The sequence below is a fragment of the Psychrobacter fozii genome (genome assembly GCF_003217155.1).
GTDB classification, from domain to species: domain Bacteria; phylum Pseudomonadota; class Gammaproteobacteria; order Pseudomonadales; family Moraxellaceae; genus Psychrobacter; species Psychrobacter fozii.
The window spans coordinates 432,888-450,179 of the sequence record NZ_QJSU01000001.1; the positions used below are offsets into that span (position 1 = coordinate 432,888).

A 17,292-nucleotide genomic window follows, 5' to 3' on the forward strand; every position below is an offset into this window, starting at 1 on the left:
GATTGGCTTTTTTGTGTTTCAGTACTGCTGTTTGAACATTTTGGCTAGCCTGTAGGTCTATAAACACTGTGTGCCTATAAACTGTGGTTTCTATAAACTAAGCCTGACTATCAAGTTTATATGTTCGTTATTTTTTTAGCTGTGACAGTATAGCCACTTCACGAATATAACTCGCCAAATCTGCTTTTGACTCTGACATTAGCTCATCATCATTTGTATGCTTAGCATACTCAATCCAAAGCAATAGCTGATACATACTATGGTGCTCGGAAGCTTTATATTGTTTGACGAACTGCTTTAGCGTACCTTCATCATTGATATTTAGACGCTCATACCAGCTCTCTATCTTAGAAACTTGCTCTTTAGGAAAGTATGAATCAAATAGTGCCTTGATCAGCTCATGGCGATTTTCTTCAATCATAAGCTTGCCAACACGTTTGGTCTGACGATTACGCGCATTGGCGCTAGTAATATCGGCAAGTGCCATCAGCTCTGCCATAAAATAATCACTGGCAGGCAAGGCTTTTAGCTGTTTTTTTGACAAACTCGCAAGCGGTATCGATAACTGCTGCAAGCGCTCATGGGCTTTTTTGAGTTCTGTGCGCGAGACGCGCATATCCTGTTCTTTCCAGTCGATCATAAAAGCTTTCCAAAATAATAAATAATAAAATGAATAGTGTCCGCTACTATTACCAGCGACTTTTTTCGCGATGTTTAGCCAGCACCTTTACGCCTTTCGGCATAACATCAGCCAGACGACGCTGTAAATTATCGGTAATAAATACGGAACGGTGCTTACCACCAGTACAGCCAATTGCCACTGTCACCGTATGGCGGTTATTGTGTAAAAAATCTGGTAGCCAACGTGTTAAGAACTTTTCGAGATCATCGGTCATCTCGGCGACTTCTGGATAATCGGCAAAGAATGCAACCACTTCAGCATCTAAACCTGTCGACATACGTAGTTCAGGTTTCCAATGTGGATTTGGTAAAATTCTCACATCAAATACAAAATCAGCATCAATAGGACTACCGTATTTAAAACCGAAAGACAGCAAATTAATGACTATCTGATTATCGACACCAGTATGCTCGCGCAAACTGTCTTTTAATTGATGGATATTCAGCGTGCTGGTATCAATTCTAATATCGGCATGACCCGCGATTGGTTCTAATAGCTCAACTTCTTTTTTAATAGCCGCTGGTAAATTAAAAGCAATATGCTTTGCATTATCACTATCAATATCCTGCGACATCAAAGGATGTACCCGGCGAGTTGCATTAAAACGCGCTATCAATGTGCTTTCTTGTGCGGTCACATAGAGCACTTGAACAGCGTTTGCGCCATACGTTTTTTTGAGCAGATCATGTGTTTGTGCAAAGTTAGATAAATCAGCACGCGGCGTGCGAATATCGACACCAAGCGCAATACGATGAATACCACTTTCATTGACCAATTTATGCGCTGCATCGGGTAACAAGGACAGTGGCAGATTATCGATAGAGTAATATCCCAAATCTTCTAAGATATTCAATACCGAAGTTTTACCTGATCCTGAACGGCCCGATACAACGAGAATACTAAGTGTATCAGAGGTTGCTTTATGTGCTACCGGCTCAGACTGATCGTTGTTTTCGCCTTGATTTATATCCATGCTCTATCCATCCTAGTCCATTGCACCTAACAAATCGCCATGTATAGTCAATCCTCTATAAAAGAGTGACAGCGTTAACCTCGCTTGAAGTATTACATATACATCTGCACTCGGTTGCCTTGACTCTCTTTTAAACTGAATCGACTATAACTAACAGCAGCTAACCTATTATCACCAATTGATTGTCCAATAAACGCGCACGTCCTAGCCAAGCTGCAACCAGAATAATCAAGTTTTTATTTTCTACATTAAACATATCAGTCTCACTAACGACCGAGTCTAGCGTGTCAGTTTTTATTTCTAAATAATCAATCGTGAAACCAGCATCAGTAATACGCAGTTGGGTTTCTATTAGAAATGACTGAACGACTTGCGGACTCTGCTCGCCAGTCTCTAACCGTTCTGCTAAATACTGCAATGCTTGATGTAATACAGGTGCTATTTGACGCTCAGCAGTGCTCAAGTATTGGTTACGCGATGATAGTGCCAAACCATCAACAGCACGAACAATAGATGCACCGATAATATCAATGGGGTAACTTAAATCACGTACCAACTGCTTAATAATTGCTAATTGCTGATAGTCTTTTTGTCCAAAAACAGCAATATCAGGTTGTACGATATTAAACAATTTAGAAACGACAATACCAACACCATCAAAATGTCCTGGTCGCGACTGACCGCACAATTGAGTCGTAATAGCACCGGCAAGAACGGAGGTCGGTGGCGGTAATACTGGGTACATCTCATCAATACTAGGCGCAAAGACATAGTCTGTATCAACCGTGGCTAGCTTTGCAACATCCTCATCAAGTGTGCGAGGATAGCTCTCAAAATCCTCTCCTTCGCCAAACTGGGTAGGATTGACAAAAATACTAACCACTACAATATCAGCATGTTGCTTAGCAATCTTCACTAATTTAAGGTGGCCATCATGCAGGTTGCCCATCGTGGGTACTAACGCAATACGTGGTTGGCTGCTCTGATTCTCGTTTTTTTGACCACGATAAGGCTGTAAAGCGGCACGTAGTGCTGAGATATGATGATGAATAATAGGCATGATTAAATATTCTTCTATCTATAATCGTAAAACTAACTATTAATTGAATTGATGCTGTTCAGTAGGAAAGCTGCCTTCACGCACTGACTGCTGATAAAGGGCAAATGCCCCTTCAATACTGTGCGCAGTATTACGCTCATCTGTCAGAAAATCATGAACAAAGCGCGGCACACGGCCGTGAGCCATGCCTAACATGTCATGCATAACAAGGACTTGACCGTCAGTGTCTGCACCAGCACCAATTCCAATAACTGGCACTGCGACGGCTTCAGTAACGGCTTTTGCAAGCTCAGCAGGCACACATTCTAATACTAGTAGTGCAGCACCTGCAGCGACAACTGCTTTGGCATCAGCAAGCAGTTTGTCCGCCGCTTCATCACCGCGACCCTGAATTTTGTAGCCGCCAAATACATTGACCGACTGCGGGGTAAGACCAAGATGTACACAAGTGGGTGTACCTGCCTGTGCTAATGTCGTGACCAACTCACAGAGCTCACTACCGCCCTCAATTTTGATCACGTGCGCGCCCGCTTGCATCAGCTTACGGCTATTAGCAATCGCTTCTGGCAGTGTCACATAACTCATAAACGGCAGATCAGATAAAATGAGTGCATGGCTGTTACTACGGGCAATATTGGCTGTATGATAAGCCATATCATCGACCGTCACGGGCAGCGTTGAGTCATGACCTTGCACGACCATGCCCAAACTATCACCGATTAAGATGGTATCAATCTCTGCCTTGTCCATCATCCGTGCAAACATAGAGTCATAGCACGTCAAGCAAGTGAACTTAGTACCTTCTTTTTTAAATTTATTTAAAGTAGATAACGTCGTCATATGACCCTCAATTATTCTGCTGTGCAGCTACTCATTAATATTTTTTATCAGTCATTAACAATGCTAACGACGACTATTCTAACATTTGAAAATCATGCGTCGTTTGCCAGTAACTTCAAACCTGTCCAATCTGCACTCTGTGGATAATCGCCGATCGGCATACCTTTGATTATCAAGTTTGGCGCCAACTCTCGGAGCGGTATCAGTACAAAATTGCGCTCAGTCAATCCAGCATGCGGTACGCTTAATTGTGGCTCTGTGATGTGCACGTCACCATACAATAAAATATCGACATCGAGACTACGCTCACCCCAGTGTCGTATGCGTGCACGCATGGCTTGCGCTTCTAGTTGCTGGCAAAATACAAGCAGTTCAAGCGCGGGTAACGTCGTCTCGAAACCAGCCACTGCATTGACAAAATCAGGCTGATCTTGCGGTCCCATAGGAGCTGATGCGTAAAATGAGGATACTTGAACATCACGTACCTGCTCATGCTCTCGCATCGTTGCAATGGCTTGCTGCAAATGCTCTGCTGGTGAGCCCAGCTCATTAGCGAGATTGCTACCCAAGCCCACATAGCAGGTAACCCAACCAGCACTATCCATATTGTTATCCATATTAGGCATTTTCAATACTTGGCTGACGACGGCGACGCTTCGCTGGCACAGGGCCCTTATTGTCACTCACGTTATTAGCAGTAACCTTGCTATGAGATACTTGACTGGTTTTAGCAGCTTTACTTTCTGTCGCTTTTGCTGATTTTCTAGCTTTTGCAGGAGCTGTAACTTTCGCTACAGGCTTATGCTCTGACGGATTCTTGGCTTTAGTATCTGCTTTATCAGCGGACTGAACTGCCGGCTTAGGTACTTTTTTCGCATACTTAGCAGTAGCTTGCTCGTTATTAGCCGCTATCTGAGGCGTTACACTGCCTACAGTAGGCTCACGACGACGGCGCTTATGCGGTATCGGCTCATTATTCATACTTACTAGTGCAGGCGATCTGGCCACCGAACGAGTAATATGTGTTGTAGATACAGGCTGAGTCTCTAATGGTTTAGCTCTAGATGATGGAACACTATTTGAACGAGCCGGACGTGTACCTTCTACTCGCTCCGCCTTCTTAGCCGACGTGTTCTGAATTGCTGCTTTTTGCTGCACAGGTTCATTAGAACGTTTAGACTTATCATTACCTGACAGTTGCTTTTGTAATGGCGGCACGACTTTCTCATGCTCTATAACAAATAACGGCGCAGGCTTAGAATGATGGCGTTTATTTGCAGTCTGGCTGCTAGTATTGGCAAGAGATAACTGCTGTAACTGGGCAAGCTCATTACTGTCTTGCTTTGCTTGCTGAAACTCATGGCTATTGCTTTTGTTGCTACCAGACTGCTTAGCAGGAGCTGATTGACTGGCAGCGCGGCGACGGCGTGCTGGAATATTTGACGCATCATTTACCATTGTCTGCTCACTCCTACCTTGCTCGGCACTGTTACTAGTTTTGCTTTGCTTGGTATTTTTTTGATGAGAGACTGTGTTATCACCACTGTTTGACTCTACCTTTTGACGATTGCGTCCACGACCGCGCTGTCCCTGCTGCTTGTAGGCACCACGGCGAATATTCTCATCAAACTCATCAACAGCCTGCTCTTGGTCTTGCTCAGACAGTGTCTGATACGTTTGCCACCAGTCGCCCATACCATTGGTAGACTCTGACAACGGATGCTCAGCATCACCGCATTGCTCGCGCAATAATAAAAAGTCAAAACCCGCACGGAAGCGTGGATGCTCAGAGAGCTGGACGATTTGTTTGCTACGTGGGGCGGCAAGTTTTGGCTGCAATACCCAAATATCACGGATAAACTGCTCTGCAAACTTAGGAATCGCGGTCTTAATACGTTGACGATCGATCACTTTACCAGCAGCGTGCATTTGTGCTTCAGCAAATGGCATATTACGTTTTTTAGCTTTTGCCAATTGATGGAGGTAGTTTTCCCACAATAGCGCGGCATAAAAGAACGCAGGATTGATACTTTTTCCCGCTGCAATACGTTTGTCCGTATTGATAGCCACTTGTTTGACTAGCGCACTTGGCTCAGACGGCGGATAAATAATTAAGCTGTCAATCGCACCTGATTCAAACAATAACGGCAGCAGTGGTACTAAATAGCCACCCGTGAACATCTTCTGCGTTTCATCATAGAGGCGATGCGGTGATATTTGCTCAAGTAGCGCCCAATTACCATCATGAAACTGATCAGACAATGCTTCGTCAAATTCAAAACCGAGCTTGGCCTTAAAACGTAAGGCACGTAATAACCGTACTGGATCTTCTTCTATACGAACGGGCGCATGGCCAAGCAGTCGAATGATTTTGTTATCAATATCTTCAAGCGCACCACAAAAATCATGAACCACACCTTTAAGCGGTTGATAATAGAGTGCGTTGATAGAAAAATCACGACGAGAGAAATCCTGTTTGATATCACCCCAAACATTATCACGCAGAATCATGCCATCTTGATTGGTATTGGCATCACTCGTTGGCGGACCACGGAAGGTAGCAACCTCAATCAGTTCTCTGCCTGAATACACGTGCGCCAACTGGAAGCGACGACCGATAATACGGCAGCGCTTACCAAAGACGTCTTTGATTTCATGCGGTTTAGCATCAGTGACCGCATCAAAGTCTTTTGGACGCAGACCCAATAAGGTGTCACGCACACCACCACCGACGATATATGCGTCAAACCCAGCTCGGGTTAAAGTGGCAATTACTTCAGTAATGGAATTGGGTAATTCAGATTTATTCAGTTCTAACTGCTTGGCGGCACGCTCGGCCATGCATCTACTCCTCGCCGGTATTCTTTGACCACCCCTGATGAACACAGCGTTTATCAGGCGGATGTACCCACTAGTTTAACAAATTTTGGACGCAGTAGGTGTGTTATGACATTTACTTACGTGCTATTTTGTCAATATTGGGGTTAATTAAAGCAAAATAATGCCCTTAATCTTGTACGCTTAAACGTCCTCGATTTTTCTCAACGGTTTTTGCACCGATACCTTTGACCTTTGCTAATTCATCAATTGTCTTAAAATTACCAAACATCTCACGATATAAAATAATCGCTTGGGCTTTGCTACTACCAATACCATTTAGTGAAACCAATTCACCTTCGCTGGCACGATTGATATTCACGGTATATTGATCACGCGCTTGATTTTTGGCATTTTCTTGTGATAACAGGTACTCATAGGCACGCTGAGGATTATCAAAACAGGGCGCTGCATTAGCATCGTTAAGTATCAAAATAGCCAAAACATAACCTAAAATAGCAGTCTTGGCTACGCTAGCAAACGAGATTTTAGGATGAGCGTTCATGTTGTTTCGCCGCTTCCCATAATGCATCCATCTCTGTTATGTCGCTGTCTTCCAAACGCTTGCCAGCTGCATCTAATTGCGTTTCAATATAACCAAAACGTGACTTAAATTTATGCACACACGTCAGCGTTGCTGTTTCTGCATCAAGGTTTAACTTGCGTGCAACATTGACTAGGGCAAACATACAATCACCCAGTTCTTTTTCGACTTCTCTGATATTGGCTTTGCTTATGTCATATTTAGCAGCTTCTTTGGATTTATCCGTCAATTCACTTTTTAGCTCGGCAACCTCTTCATCTAGCTTATCCACTGCCCCTGCAATACTTTCCCAATCAAACCCCAATTTTGAGGCCTGCTTTTGTACATCTTGTGCTTGCATAAGCGCACTACCCGCTTTGGTATTATCCAGACGTCGCTTTGGTTTACCGCGTGCCTCGCGTGCGTGCTGCTCCTCCGCTTTAATCTCATCCCAGCGTACTTTTACCGCTGCATCGTCTGTTAGGGTTTCGGCCTCAAACACATGCGGATGACGACGAATCAATTTTTCTTGTAGAGTAGTAATAACGTCACTCATATCAAAGCGCCCTTGCTCAGCATACATCTGACAATGAAACACAACTTGCAGTAGCACATCGCCTAGCTCGCCTTTGATATCTTCATCATCATCGCTTTGTACCGCTTCGCCTAGCTCATAAGCCTCTTCGATGGCATAAGGAATGAGGCTATGATTGCTTTGCTTCTTATCCCATGGACAATCAACTCGCAGCCGCGCCATCAATGCTAAAAGATCATCAAGCTGGCCTGTGGCTTCCGGTGTTCCTTGTACTGGTACAGGCACTGTGATTTTATTATCAGGAGTATTCATAAGGGAGGCTCTTATCGTTTTGTTTGTTATTTTATTCGGTGGCTTAGTATAAAGTTAATCAATAACTATTGGCGCGCGTTTGATTCATCATTGAGTGGTTAGTGTATCATTGAACCCTGATTGGCCTATAATTGTGCTATCTACTTTATTATTTTACCACTGCTCACGCGCAAGGAACTTTTACCATTATGTCTACTTCTGCGACCATTAGCTATCAGCCAAGAACTGCATTCAACCCTATTACGATCAGCTCATTCAAAGCTTACGATATACGTGGTGAGCTTGGCGTTAATCTGGATGAAGAGATTGCTTACCGTATTGGGCGTGCCTTTGCGCAGATTTTATATCAACGTCATAGTACAGTAAGTGAGACTCATGACAATGATATGACAAATCTAAAACCTACCATTGTCATCGGTAGCGACATTCGTCATTCTAGTGAACAGCTTAAACAGGCTACCATAGCAGGTATTGTTGATGCTGGTGTTGATGTGATTGATTTGGGTATGACTGGTACTGAGGAAGTATATTTTGCCACCAGTCATTATCAGGCATTGGGTGGCATCGAAGTCACTGCCAGTCACAATCCTATCAATTATAATGGCTTGAAATTGGTCAAGGAACATTCAAAACCGATCAGTGCCGATGATGGGCTGGCAGAGATTCAGGCGCTTGCTGAGTCTGGCAAATTCACGACTGACAATCTATCAGGCAAATTACAATTATTGACCGATAAAAAAGCTTATGTTGATCATGTCATGACCTTTATCGATACTGATAAACTAAAGCCACTCAAGCTGGTCATTAACTCAGGCAATGGCAGCGCCGGGCCAGTGGTTGATTTATTAATTGAGAAGCTAGCACAAGTGGATGCACCGATTGAAGTCATTAAATTACATCATGCCCCTGATGGCAGCTTTCCTAACGGTATTCCCAATCCTATGATTGAAGCCAATAGAGTGGCTACCCAGCAAGCTGTTTTAGAACATAAAGCTGATCTTGGCATTGCTTTTGATGGGGATTTTGACCGTTGCTTTTTATTCGATGAAGGTGGCGAATTTATCGATGGTAGCTACATCGTTGGTATGCTCGCTCAAGCATTTTTGAACAAATATCCGAGTGAGTCAATCGTTTACGATCCGCGAGTAATCTATAATACCGAAGCGGTGATTAAAGAACACAATGGTAAGGCCGTCATCAGTAAATCTGGACACTCATTCATTAAGCAAGTCATGCGTGACTCTGGCGCGGTATACGGTGGTGAGATGTCTGCCCATCACTATTTCCGAGATTTTTTCTATTGTGATAGCGGCATGATTCCTTGGTTGTTAACCATTGAGCTATTGTCCATCACGGGTAAAACCTTATCAGAATTGGTCACAGGCTATATTCAAGCATATCCTAGCTCAGGCGAATTAAACTTTCACCTCACCACTCACGACGCGCCAACGATTATTAGTGCAATTGAAGCCAAATTCAGTAACAAGCAACCAATTAAATCGACGCTTGATGGCCTCAGTCTTAACTTTGGCGAGTGGCGCTTTAATCTGCGGGCATCAAATACTGAGCCGCTTATCAGATTAAACATTGAAAGTCGCGGTGATAGAAAGTTGTTGGATACTAAGATACAAGAAATAAAGGAATGGTTAGCGGCACAAGGTGCTGTACCAGCGTAAATTCCTACTATTTCATAAGGATAGTTTTGGTTAAAAATCAAAAAAGGCTCGCTAATCATTATTAGCGAGCCTTTTTCTTAAGAAATATTTTTAAGAAACTTACTTAGTGCGACCAATGCCCATATAGTCACCAACTAGGCTATTAATTTGCATTCTCGTCAACGCATTTTGCGCATCAAATACGGGCATAGCTTGTTGATTAACTTTAGCAATATCCAACTGGTCTCGTGGCGACCAACTTACGATAAAAATTGCCTGAGCCTTACAAAGTTGCACGTAAGGAGTGTCAATTAGCTCAAGTAAAGGTTGCTGCTCATAGAGCACAGCAAGTTCGGCCTGCGCTTTGTCACTATAGACTATCGTACGAATATTATAAGACCACAACAAAGCCAATAATGGATGAATAGCTGAGCCAGCAGTACGTCCAGATCCTGCTTTATAGCTGCCACCCCAAACCATCACAGTTTTATTATCAATAAAGCCATCAAAATACTGCCAGAACTTACGGAATATTAGCTCTTTTTGGTCTTCGTTGATGTGCATGACTGACTGCAACAGCGGCATATTCAAACTGTGCGTTTGGCTTGACTGCTGTAGCTTAGACAATTCAGTCGGGAGTGTATTACCACCGAAGCCCCAGCCGGCTTGTAAGTAGCTGCTACCAACCCGATCATCCAACCCCATAATACGACTGACTTGCTTGATATCGACCTGCTGACTATCCGCTAAGCGTGACATCTCATTCATAAAGCTCACTCGCGTTGCGAGCATCGCCATGATACTACTACGGGCAAACTCTATCGTCGCAATATCAGCGTGATGGGCAGCACGCGCGTGCTGCATTAAAGGTTTTAACACTTCTAGATGTTGACTACTATTGGCGGTTTTTTCACCGAGTAACCACAATGAAGGATTTAACATTGAGCTATAGGCATCGCCGTCTTGCAAAAAGACAAATGGCAGGTAGTACACCCAAGCACGCTGTAACTGCTGAGCCAGTGCTGAGACTTTCCCCAACTGCTCAATACCGCTCATAACTACAGGTAGCACCTGCTGATGGCTATGATTGAATGCTGTAATCCAGCTGGCTTCTGTCCATACTAATTTGATGCTATCTAAAAACAACCAATAAAATGCCACAGTGCTTTGATTATCAACTTCGTCATGACTTGCCGACTCATAGCATTTGATTAACGTATCGGCACTATCTGGCAATACTTTGCTGGTAATAACCTGCTGCTGCTCATACATCTGCCACAGCGCTTGCAAATGATGCTCAAAACCATATTGCTGTATCTGCTGAGTTAATAAATCCATATCTGCATACAAATGGACGCGCTGGCCTAAGCTTGCCAGCACCACGGCACTGGTAATGGCTTCAATACTATGACCAACCAACACACAAACTTGATTGCTATCAGTACCTTGTGGTTTAGATATATTCATATACTTGGGAGTATTATCATTTATAGAATCAGCGCTCATAAGCTTACCTTTTTACTTTATTAATGTATCGGCAGCAGCATTAAGACAGCTGTCTAATGCGTTGTAGCAGCTGGTCAGTAGAGGTGTCAAATCTACCTTGAGATTCTTGCTGCGTGTGCTGCATCGCTTGATGTACGGACTCTGCCATTTGCTTACCCATCTCCACGCCCCATTGATCAAACGGGTTGATATCCCAAATACTGGCCATGACGTAGACCTTATGTTCATAAAGCGCAATCAGCGCTCCTAAACTATGCGGCGTCAGCTCGTCGATCAAAAGCGTGGTTGATGGCTGATTGCCACGGTAGTATTTATATTTATCGGCATTGGTGGCAGTTTCAGAAATCTCTTCGCTATTACTAGAAGCATCTGCCACAGCAGCATTGCCAAACGCCAGTACCCGACTTTGTGCCAAACAATTGGCTAAAGACAGTTCATGCTGCTGTTGTAATGAGGCGTTTTTTACTTCGCCACTATAGCGCCGCACGCAAGCAATAAAGTCGCAAGAGACTTGCTGTGTCCCTTGATGTAGCAATTGATAAAACGCATGCTGAGCATTAGAGCCAATCTCGCCCCATAGAATTGGACACGTGTCATAGTCAATATGATCGCCATGCTGGGTAACGGACTTACCATTACTTTCCATCTCTAACTGAGTCAAGTAGCTTGGTAAATAGCTGAGACGACCATCGTAGGGTAATACGGTGTGAGCATTCACCTGTAAAAAGGTACTGTTCCAAACGGCAAGCAGCCCTAATAATACTGGTAGGTTCTCCGAGAAATCAGCTCGCGCAAAGTGCTCGTCCATACTGTGAGCACCAGCCAATAACTCTTTGAAACCAGACATACCAATACGAATAGCAATCGCCAGTCCAATCGCCGACCATAAAGAAAACCGGCCGCCGACCCATTCCCAAAGCTGCAGCTGATGCTCAGGATGAATCCCCCAAGCACTCATTTTTTCACTATTGGCTGATATTCCAATAAAGTGGCGACGTAACACACTGTCTTCGGTGCCTGCACGCAGCTTAGCAGTGGCAAGTAGCCATGACAATGCAGTCTTAGCATTGGATAACGTATCGACAGTACCAAAGGATTTGGATGAGATAATAAACAGCGTCGTCTCAGGATTTAGATGTTTCAGCAAGTTATCAAGCTGAGTGCCATCCATGTTGGAGACGAAATGTACTTCAATCTCGGTGTCTGCCCATTCATCAAGCGCCGTCGTCGCCATGAGTGGTCCAAGATCAGAACCACCAACGCCAATATTGACCACATCAGTGATAGCCTTACCTGAAAAACCACGCCATGTACCACTACGAACCCGCTCAGATAGTCTCGCTACCTGCGCTAAACTGTGATGTACATCAGCAACGATATTTTGATTTTCAACTTGTAAAGTGGCTTTTTCTGGCAGACGTAGCGCCGTGTGTAGCGCTGCACGCTCTTCACTGGTATTCACCAATGCGCCCTGCATAAGCGCGTCAATACGTGTCGATAATTCGCAGCTATCTGCTAGCTGAAATAGAGTTGACAGTATCTGCTCATCAATACATTGCTTGCTATAGTCCATGTACAGCGCGCCAGCTTGCATGCTAAAGCGTGCAGCACGACTGTCATTCTGTGCAAACAGCTGTGCAAGCGACCATGGCTGCTTAGCAAGCGTTTGTAGTTGCTGCCAGTATTCAGAACGGCGAGCACTGTGATAAATACCGTGATAGGTTTCATCCTCTTTGATATTAGCCATCAGCTATTCATCTTCTGCTAATTGCTGCTCGGCAAAGTAGATAAATGCCTGCATATATGAGCGCATATCGCCTGCATCATAGCTATTTCCACGCATCGTCGTGACATTCACTCCGTACTCACTTATCAAGGCATCAATGGCATCGGTCAGCTGAATTTCACCACCGACTGAGGCTTTAGTGTTAGCCAAATAATCAAATATTTTATTGCTAAAAACATAACGACCAACGACTGCTAATTTCGAAGGCGCATCGGCTAAGTTAGGCTTTTCTACAAACCCTGCCACTTTAAAGCTAATGTTAATGTCTGATTGCTCATCAATATTACTGGTATCACCCAGCTTAGCAATACCGTATTTATGCACATCTTCATCAGCGACTTTATCGACCAATATTTGTGAATGGTTATCATCGGCAAAGGCATCCATCATAAAGGCTAAGTTATCAGCCGTCATATCGCCAGTAAAAGGATCGAGCACGACATCAGGCAACAACACGGCAAAATCGTGCTCTCCGATGATGGGTCGAGCCGCTAATACCGCATGACCCAAACCTAACGCCTTACCCTGACGTATCATCGATACTGTCACATCCTCTGGTAGCCAGTTTAAGCTATCCGCCAAGTCATCTTTACCTTTCGCACGTAGTTGACTGTCTAACTCAGCATTGATATCGAAGTAGTTTTCAATCGCACTTTTTTGGGCATGTCCAACCAATACAATATGCTTGATACCGGCAGCGATTGCCTCTTCGACCACATAATGGATAGCAGGACGATTACCTAGCGGCAATAGCTCTTTTGGCACAGATTTAGACAATGGCAGCATACGAGTGCCAAAGCCTGCAACGGGAATAACAGCGTGAGTAATTTTTTTCATAATGTATTAGCTATATTAAAAAGATGGGGGAAAACGCGACAATAATAACGCATTATTGTACTGCTGTAACTCAATACGATTTAAGAGGCATCATAGCCATTCGGATTCATACTCTGCCAACGCCATGTATCTTGGCACATGTCGGTGATAGGTAGCTTGGCTTCCCAGCCTAACAACAATGTCGCTTTATCAGCACTCGCATAGCAACTGGCAATGTCACCAGCACGACGAGCAGCAAACTGATAAGGGATGCTCTGTCCAGATACGTCAGAAAATGCAGATATCAATTCTAATACAGAGGTGCCTTTGCCTGTTCCTAGGTTAATGGGTAAAAACCCTACTGAACTAGATTTAGAACTGGTTTGCTTTGTACTGACCGTATCTAAACAACTTTTCTCTGGGCTTGTTTGTTGCTCTAAATAATTCAGTGCGGCAACATGACCTTGTGCCAAATCAGTAACATGAATAAAGTCACGTACACCCGTCCCATCTACAGTAGGATAATCATTGCCAAATATGCTGAGCTGTTCAATTTTACCAATTGCTACTTGAGAGATATAAGGCATCAAATTATTGGGAATATCATTTGGGTCTTCACCAATTCTCCCCGATGAATGTGCGCCTACCGGATTAAAATATCTAAGAGAAATCAAGTTCCAACTTTCATCGGATACGGCTAGGTCTTCTAAGATATACTCAACGGCAAGTTTGCTTTGACCATAAGGATTGGTACAAGAGCGTGGTGATTCTTCATTGATAGGTAGGCTTTCAGGGTCACCATAGACAGTAGCAGAGGATGAAAAAACAAAGTTTTTGACATCATACTCTGACATGACTTCTAGTAGAGTAATAGTACCACTGACATTATTGTTATAATACATGAGTGGCTTGGCGACTGACTCTCCAACCGCTTTTAACCCAGCAAAGTGAATCACACCAAAAAAATGATGTGCAGCAAATACTTTTTTGAGTGATTCAGCATCTCGTATATCACCTTCGATAAACTCAATAGGCTGTCCAATAAGCGTAGAAACACGGTTGATCGCTTCATAGCTACTATTAGACAAGTTATCGTATACAACGATATCATAACCTGCCTCATGCAATGCGATACATGTATGAGAGCCTATATATCCAGCACCGCCAGTAACTAATATTTTATTTTTCATAACATCGACCCGTTACTTTATGAATTAGTCATTCGTCTTTGCTCATAAATGCAACTATACTGGGAACTATAAAACATTACCAACATAAATACCTTAATAGTGTTTACTTACTCACCCTCTATAATCCTAAGCTATTAACCATATTATGAAATTCAACACCTACATTCAGCCACTTTTATCGGGCTATTATAAACATTGTTATCATTCAAAACAGCGTTTGGCGCTAGTTGTTGGTATGCAGCCATGGAAAGATATGGTCGGTGAGTGGGTATTAGAGTCAGCGCATATTCAGATACAAAGGCATTTTGATAAATGCTATTTTAATCGATGGCTCAAACCTTTTATCAAACGTGTCAATCCTGTTATCTATATTTGGGGTTATAAAGCCCCTGATTACTTTATAGAGTATGTACGAGAGCAGAATTTAGATATTTTCTTTTTGGAAGATGGTTTTATCCGTTCAGGCCCTGATGACGATAGTGGTACACCACCGCTGTCTATCGTGATGGACAGCCAAGCCCCCTACTTCGATACCACTCGTCCAAATGATTTGACTGACTTGATTGCTAATTTTGACTTTGGGCAAGATAGTTATAATGAGGTACTAGCCCAAGAAATGCTCGACTACTATGTCACACATCGAGTAAGCAAATACAATCATCAGCCATATGTGGACGTTGTGCCTATATACGGTATCAAGAGTAACAAACGTATATTGGTACTTGGGCAAGTACCATACGATGATTCATTGAAATACGGTGGTGGTATCGGTATTACGCTACTTGATGTGGTCAACAAGGCAATTGATGAAAACCCTGAAGCACAAATCATCGTAAAACCACATCCGATGACATTAGACAACCCTGACATTGTTAGCACACTTACTGAGCTAGATTGTCTAATCCTTACCCAGTCCATTCATCTAGTCGATGCATTAGAGACAGTTGATCATGTCTATACGATTACGTCATTGGGTGGCTTTGAAGCATTATTGAGAGGCAAGAAGGTCACCGTACTAGGACGACCTTTTTATGAAAACCTTTGTCATAGTGATGCAAAATCAAACATACCTTCACTTTCTCAGAGATTATATATCTGCTATTATGCGAGCAATATTACAGTTACAGCTTAAATATCCCAGCATTATTATTTAGTTAATTAATTCATATTAAAAGGTTATTCAATGAATTCCAAAAAAATCGCAATTATAGGGTTAGGTTATGTAGGTTTGCCATTGGCCTGTGCATTTGCAAAAAAATATGACGTTATAGGTTTCGATATAAATAGAACACGAATTAATGAGTTACACAATAATATTGATAAAACAAGAGAAGTAACTAGTGAGTATTTAAAGAACACTTCTCGCCTGACCTTTACTGATGACACAAATGAAGTAGCAGCAGCGAACGTCTTCATTATTACTGTTCCAACCCCAATTGACGATAACAACTTACCTGACTTAACACCGCTGATCAAAGCTTCACAAATGTTAAGTAAAATCATTAAACCAGATGACATTATTATTTATGAATCAACCGTATATCCAGGCGCTACAGAAGAAGTTTGTATTCCTGAGCTAGAAAAATCCAATTTAAAGTTAAATACAGATTTTGGTGTTGGTTATTCTCCAGAACGTATTAATCCAGGTGACAAACTGCGCACAGTAGAGAATATATTAAAAGTCACTTCAGGTTCAAACCCTTACTATACAGATATAGTAGATGAGCTATATAGCTCAGTAATTACTGCTGGCACATTTAAGGCTTCTTCTATAAAAGTCGCAGAAGCATCTAAAGTTATCGAAAATACCCAGCGGGATGTCAATATTGCTTTGATAAACGAATTGGCTCTTATTTTCAACGAAGTTGGTATCGATACTCATGAAGTCATAGAGGCTGCTGCAACTAAATGGAACTTCATCAAGCTTATGCCTGGCTTAGTAGGTGGACACTGTATTGGTGTAGATCCTTATTACTTGGCACACAAAGCATCGTCTTTAGGATTAAATCCCAACTTGATTTTGACTTCTCGTGCAATCAATAACTCTATGAGTAAGTTCGTTGCCGAACAAACCATCAAGAAGCTTATCTCATATGGTAAAAACATCAAAGATGCCCGTATTTTACTCTTAGGAGTTACCTTTAAAGAAAACTGTCCTGACGTGAGAAATACTAAGGTAACGGATATTGGTACTGAACTTGAGAAATATGGTGTGAAAATGACCTACTCTGATCCTTGGGTTACTGAAGAAGACTGGAATAGTCTAAATGTTGATGATGTCGACTATAAAGATATTCAAGAGAATAGTTTTGACGCTGTTATTGTAGCTGTCAATCATTCAGAATTTGTTGGTGAAGATGACAGAATAGATGGATTTTGCACTAAGCCTAAAGTAGTTATCGATGTTAAAGGTGCGCTAGTAAATCCAGATTGGCGTTTATAAGTACACTCTATCGATAAGAAAGTAAGATAGTTAAAACTATCCTTACTTTCTTATTGATAGAATAGCTTTTAAAGTTAAACATATTTTTGGTCTC

Annotated in this window: 15 protein-coding genes; 3 read left to right on the forward strand and 12 right to left on the reverse strand. The window is 42.6% G+C overall.

Annotated features, from left to right (window positions below):
* Nucleotides 1-127 precede the first annotated feature (127 nt).
* The 8 genes from yjgA to mazG form a co-directional block, all read right to left on the reverse strand.
* Nucleotides 128-640, reverse strand: coding sequence for a ribosome biogenesis factor YjgA (gene yjgA, locus DFP82_RS01810; protein WP_110922009.1), 513 nt, complete (start codon nt 638-640; stop codon nt 128-130).
* A 49-nt stretch (nt 641-689) separates the two neighbouring features.
* Entirely contained in the window at nt 690-1,655 is a 966-nt protein-coding gene (gene rapZ / locus DFP82_RS01815; protein WP_110922010.1) for an RNase adapter RapZ, read from the reverse strand.
* Between the two features lie 160 nt (nt 1,656-1,815).
* A complete protein-coding gene (panC, locus tag DFP82_RS01820; RefSeq protein ID WP_110922011.1) occupies nt 1,816-2,715 on the reverse strand; it encodes a pantoate--beta-alanine ligase in 900 nt (299 codons plus the stop codon).
* Nucleotides 2,716-2,754: 39 nt separating this feature from the next.
* On the reverse strand, nt 2,755-3,555 hold the full coding sequence (panB, locus tag DFP82_RS01825; protein ID WP_110922012.1) for a 3-methyl-2-oxobutanoate hydroxymethyltransferase: 801 nt from the start codon (nt 3,553-3,555) through the stop codon (nt 2,755-2,757).
* A gap of 92 nt (nt 3,556-3,647) precedes the next feature.
* Nucleotides 3,648-4,172, reverse strand: a complete 525-nt coding sequence (gene folK / locus DFP82_RS01830) for a 2-amino-4-hydroxy-6-hydroxymethyldihydropteridine diphosphokinase (protein WP_425450582.1) — start codon at nt 4,170-4,172, stop codon at nt 3,648-3,650.
* A gap of 1 nt (nt 4,173) precedes the next feature.
* Entirely contained in the window at nt 4,174-6,396 is a 2,223-nt protein-coding gene (gene pcnB / locus DFP82_RS01835; protein ID WP_110922014.1) for a polynucleotide adenylyltransferase PcnB, read from the reverse strand.
* Nucleotides 6,397-6,562: 166 nt separating this feature from the next.
* Nucleotides 6,563-6,937, reverse strand: a complete 375-nt coding sequence (locus DFP82_RS01840) for a ComEA family DNA-binding protein (RefSeq protein WP_110922015.1) — start codon at nt 6,935-6,937, stop codon at nt 6,563-6,565.
* Nucleotides 6,921-7,802 (reverse strand): nucleoside triphosphate pyrophosphohydrolase, encoded by an 882-nt coding sequence (gene mazG / locus DFP82_RS01845; protein ID WP_110922016.1) that lies wholly within the window; start codon nt 7,800-7,802, stop codon nt 6,921-6,923. The genes DFP82_RS01840 and mazG overlap by 17 nt, the downstream gene beginning before the upstream one ends.
* A gap of 188 nt (nt 7,803-7,990) precedes the next feature.
* On the opposite strand from mazG, the gene DFP82_RS01850 reads away from it, so the two are divergent.
* Nucleotides 7,991-9,478: a phosphohexomutase domain-containing protein gene (locus DFP82_RS01850; RefSeq protein WP_110922017.1), complete on the forward strand. Its 1,488-nt coding sequence runs from the start codon at nt 7,991-7,993 to the stop codon at nt 9,476-9,478.
* 99 nt (nt 9,479-9,577) lie between these two features.
* On the opposite strand, the gene DFP82_RS01855 is transcribed toward DFP82_RS01850, so the two are convergent.
* The 4 genes from DFP82_RS01855 to galE all read right to left on the reverse strand — a co-directional run bounded on the left by DFP82_RS01855 (nt 9,578) and on the right by galE (nt 14,755).
* A complete protein-coding gene (locus DFP82_RS01855) occupies nt 9,578-10,924 on the reverse strand; it encodes a UDP-glucose/GDP-mannose dehydrogenase family protein (protein ID WP_425450586.1) in 1,347 nt (448 codons plus the stop codon).
* A gap of 79 nt (nt 10,925-11,003) precedes the next feature.
* The gene (gene pgi, locus DFP82_RS01860; protein WP_110922019.1) at nt 11,004-12,710 is read right to left on the reverse strand and encodes a glucose-6-phosphate isomerase; all 1,707 of its coding nucleotides are present in this window, start codon (nt 12,708-12,710) and stop codon (nt 11,004-11,006) included.
* A 3-nt stretch (nt 12,711-12,713) separates the two neighbouring features.
* Entirely contained in the window at nt 12,714-13,586 is an 873-nt protein-coding gene (locus tag DFP82_RS01865; RefSeq protein ID WP_110922020.1) for a UTP--glucose-1-phosphate uridylyltransferase, read from the reverse strand.
* Nucleotides 13,587-13,666: 80 nt separating this feature from the next.
* Nucleotides 13,667-14,755 (reverse strand): UDP-glucose 4-epimerase GalE, encoded by a 1,089-nt coding sequence (galE, locus tag DFP82_RS01870; RefSeq protein ID WP_110922021.1) that lies wholly within the window; start codon nt 14,753-14,755, stop codon nt 13,667-13,669.
* A gap of 145 nt (nt 14,756-14,900) precedes the next feature.
* Here galE and DFP82_RS01875 point away from each other — a divergent pair, with 145 nt between their 5' ends.
* Nucleotides 14,901-15,887 (forward strand): capsular polysaccharide export protein, LipB/KpsS family, encoded by a 987-nt coding sequence (locus DFP82_RS01875; RefSeq protein ID WP_110922022.1) that lies wholly within the window; start codon nt 14,901-14,903, stop codon nt 15,885-15,887.
* A 51-nt stretch (nt 15,888-15,938) separates the two neighbouring features.
* Nucleotides 15,939-17,198 (forward strand): nucleotide sugar dehydrogenase, encoded by a 1,260-nt coding sequence (locus DFP82_RS01880; protein WP_110922023.1) that lies wholly within the window; start codon nt 15,939-15,941, stop codon nt 17,196-17,198.
* The last annotated feature ends 94 nt before the right edge of the window (nt 17,199-17,292 follow it).

Coding starts and splice junctions, on each gene's coding strand:
- yjgA (WP_110922009.1), bottom strand. CDS start 640: ATGATCGACTGGAAAGAACAGGATATGCGCGTCTCGCGCACAGAACTC.
- rapZ (WP_110922010.1), bottom strand. CDS start 1,655: ATGGATATAAATCAAGGCGAAAACAACGATCAGTCTGAGCCGGTAGCA.
- panC (WP_110922011.1), bottom strand. CDS start 2,715: ATGCCTATTATTCATCATCATATCTCAGCACTACGTGCCGCTTTACAG.
- panB (WP_110922012.1), bottom strand. CDS start 3,555: ATGACGACGTTATCTACTTTAAATAAATTTAAAAAAGAAGGTACTAAG.
- folK (WP_425450582.1), bottom strand. CDS start 4,172: ATGGATAACAATATGGATAGTGCTGGTTGGGTTACCTGCTATGTGGGC.
- pcnB (WP_110922014.1), bottom strand. CDS start 6,396: ATGGCCGAGCGTGCCGCCAAGCAGTTAGAACTGAATAAATCTGAATTA.
- DFP82_RS01840 (WP_110922015.1), bottom strand. CDS start 6,937: ATGAACGCTCATCCTAAAATCTCGTTTGCTAGCGTAGCCAAGACTGCT.
- mazG (WP_110922016.1), bottom strand. CDS start 7,802: ATGAATACTCCTGATAATAAAATCACAGTGCCTGTACCAGTACAAGGA.
- DFP82_RS01850 (WP_110922017.1), top strand. CDS start 7,991: ATGTCTACTTCTGCGACCATTAGCTATCAGCCAAGAACTGCATTCAAC.
- DFP82_RS01855 (WP_425450586.1), bottom strand. CDS start 10,924: ATGAATATATCTAAACCACAAGGTACTGATAGCAATCAAGTTTGTGTG.
- pgi (WP_110922019.1), bottom strand. CDS start 12,710: ATGGCTAATATCAAAGAGGATGAAACCTATCACGGTATTTATCACAGT.
- DFP82_RS01865 (WP_110922020.1), bottom strand. CDS start 13,586: ATGAAAAAAATTACTCACGCTGTTATTCCCGTTGCAGGCTTTGGCACT.
- galE (WP_110922021.1), bottom strand. CDS start 14,755: ATGAAAAATAAAATATTAGTTACTGGCGGTGCTGGATATATAGGCTCT.
- DFP82_RS01875 (WP_110922022.1), top strand. CDS start 14,901: ATGAAATTCAACACCTACATTCAGCCACTTTTATCGGGCTATTATAAA.
- DFP82_RS01880 (WP_110922023.1), top strand. CDS start 15,939: ATGAATTCCAAAAAAATCGCAATTATAGGGTTAGGTTATGTAGGTTTG.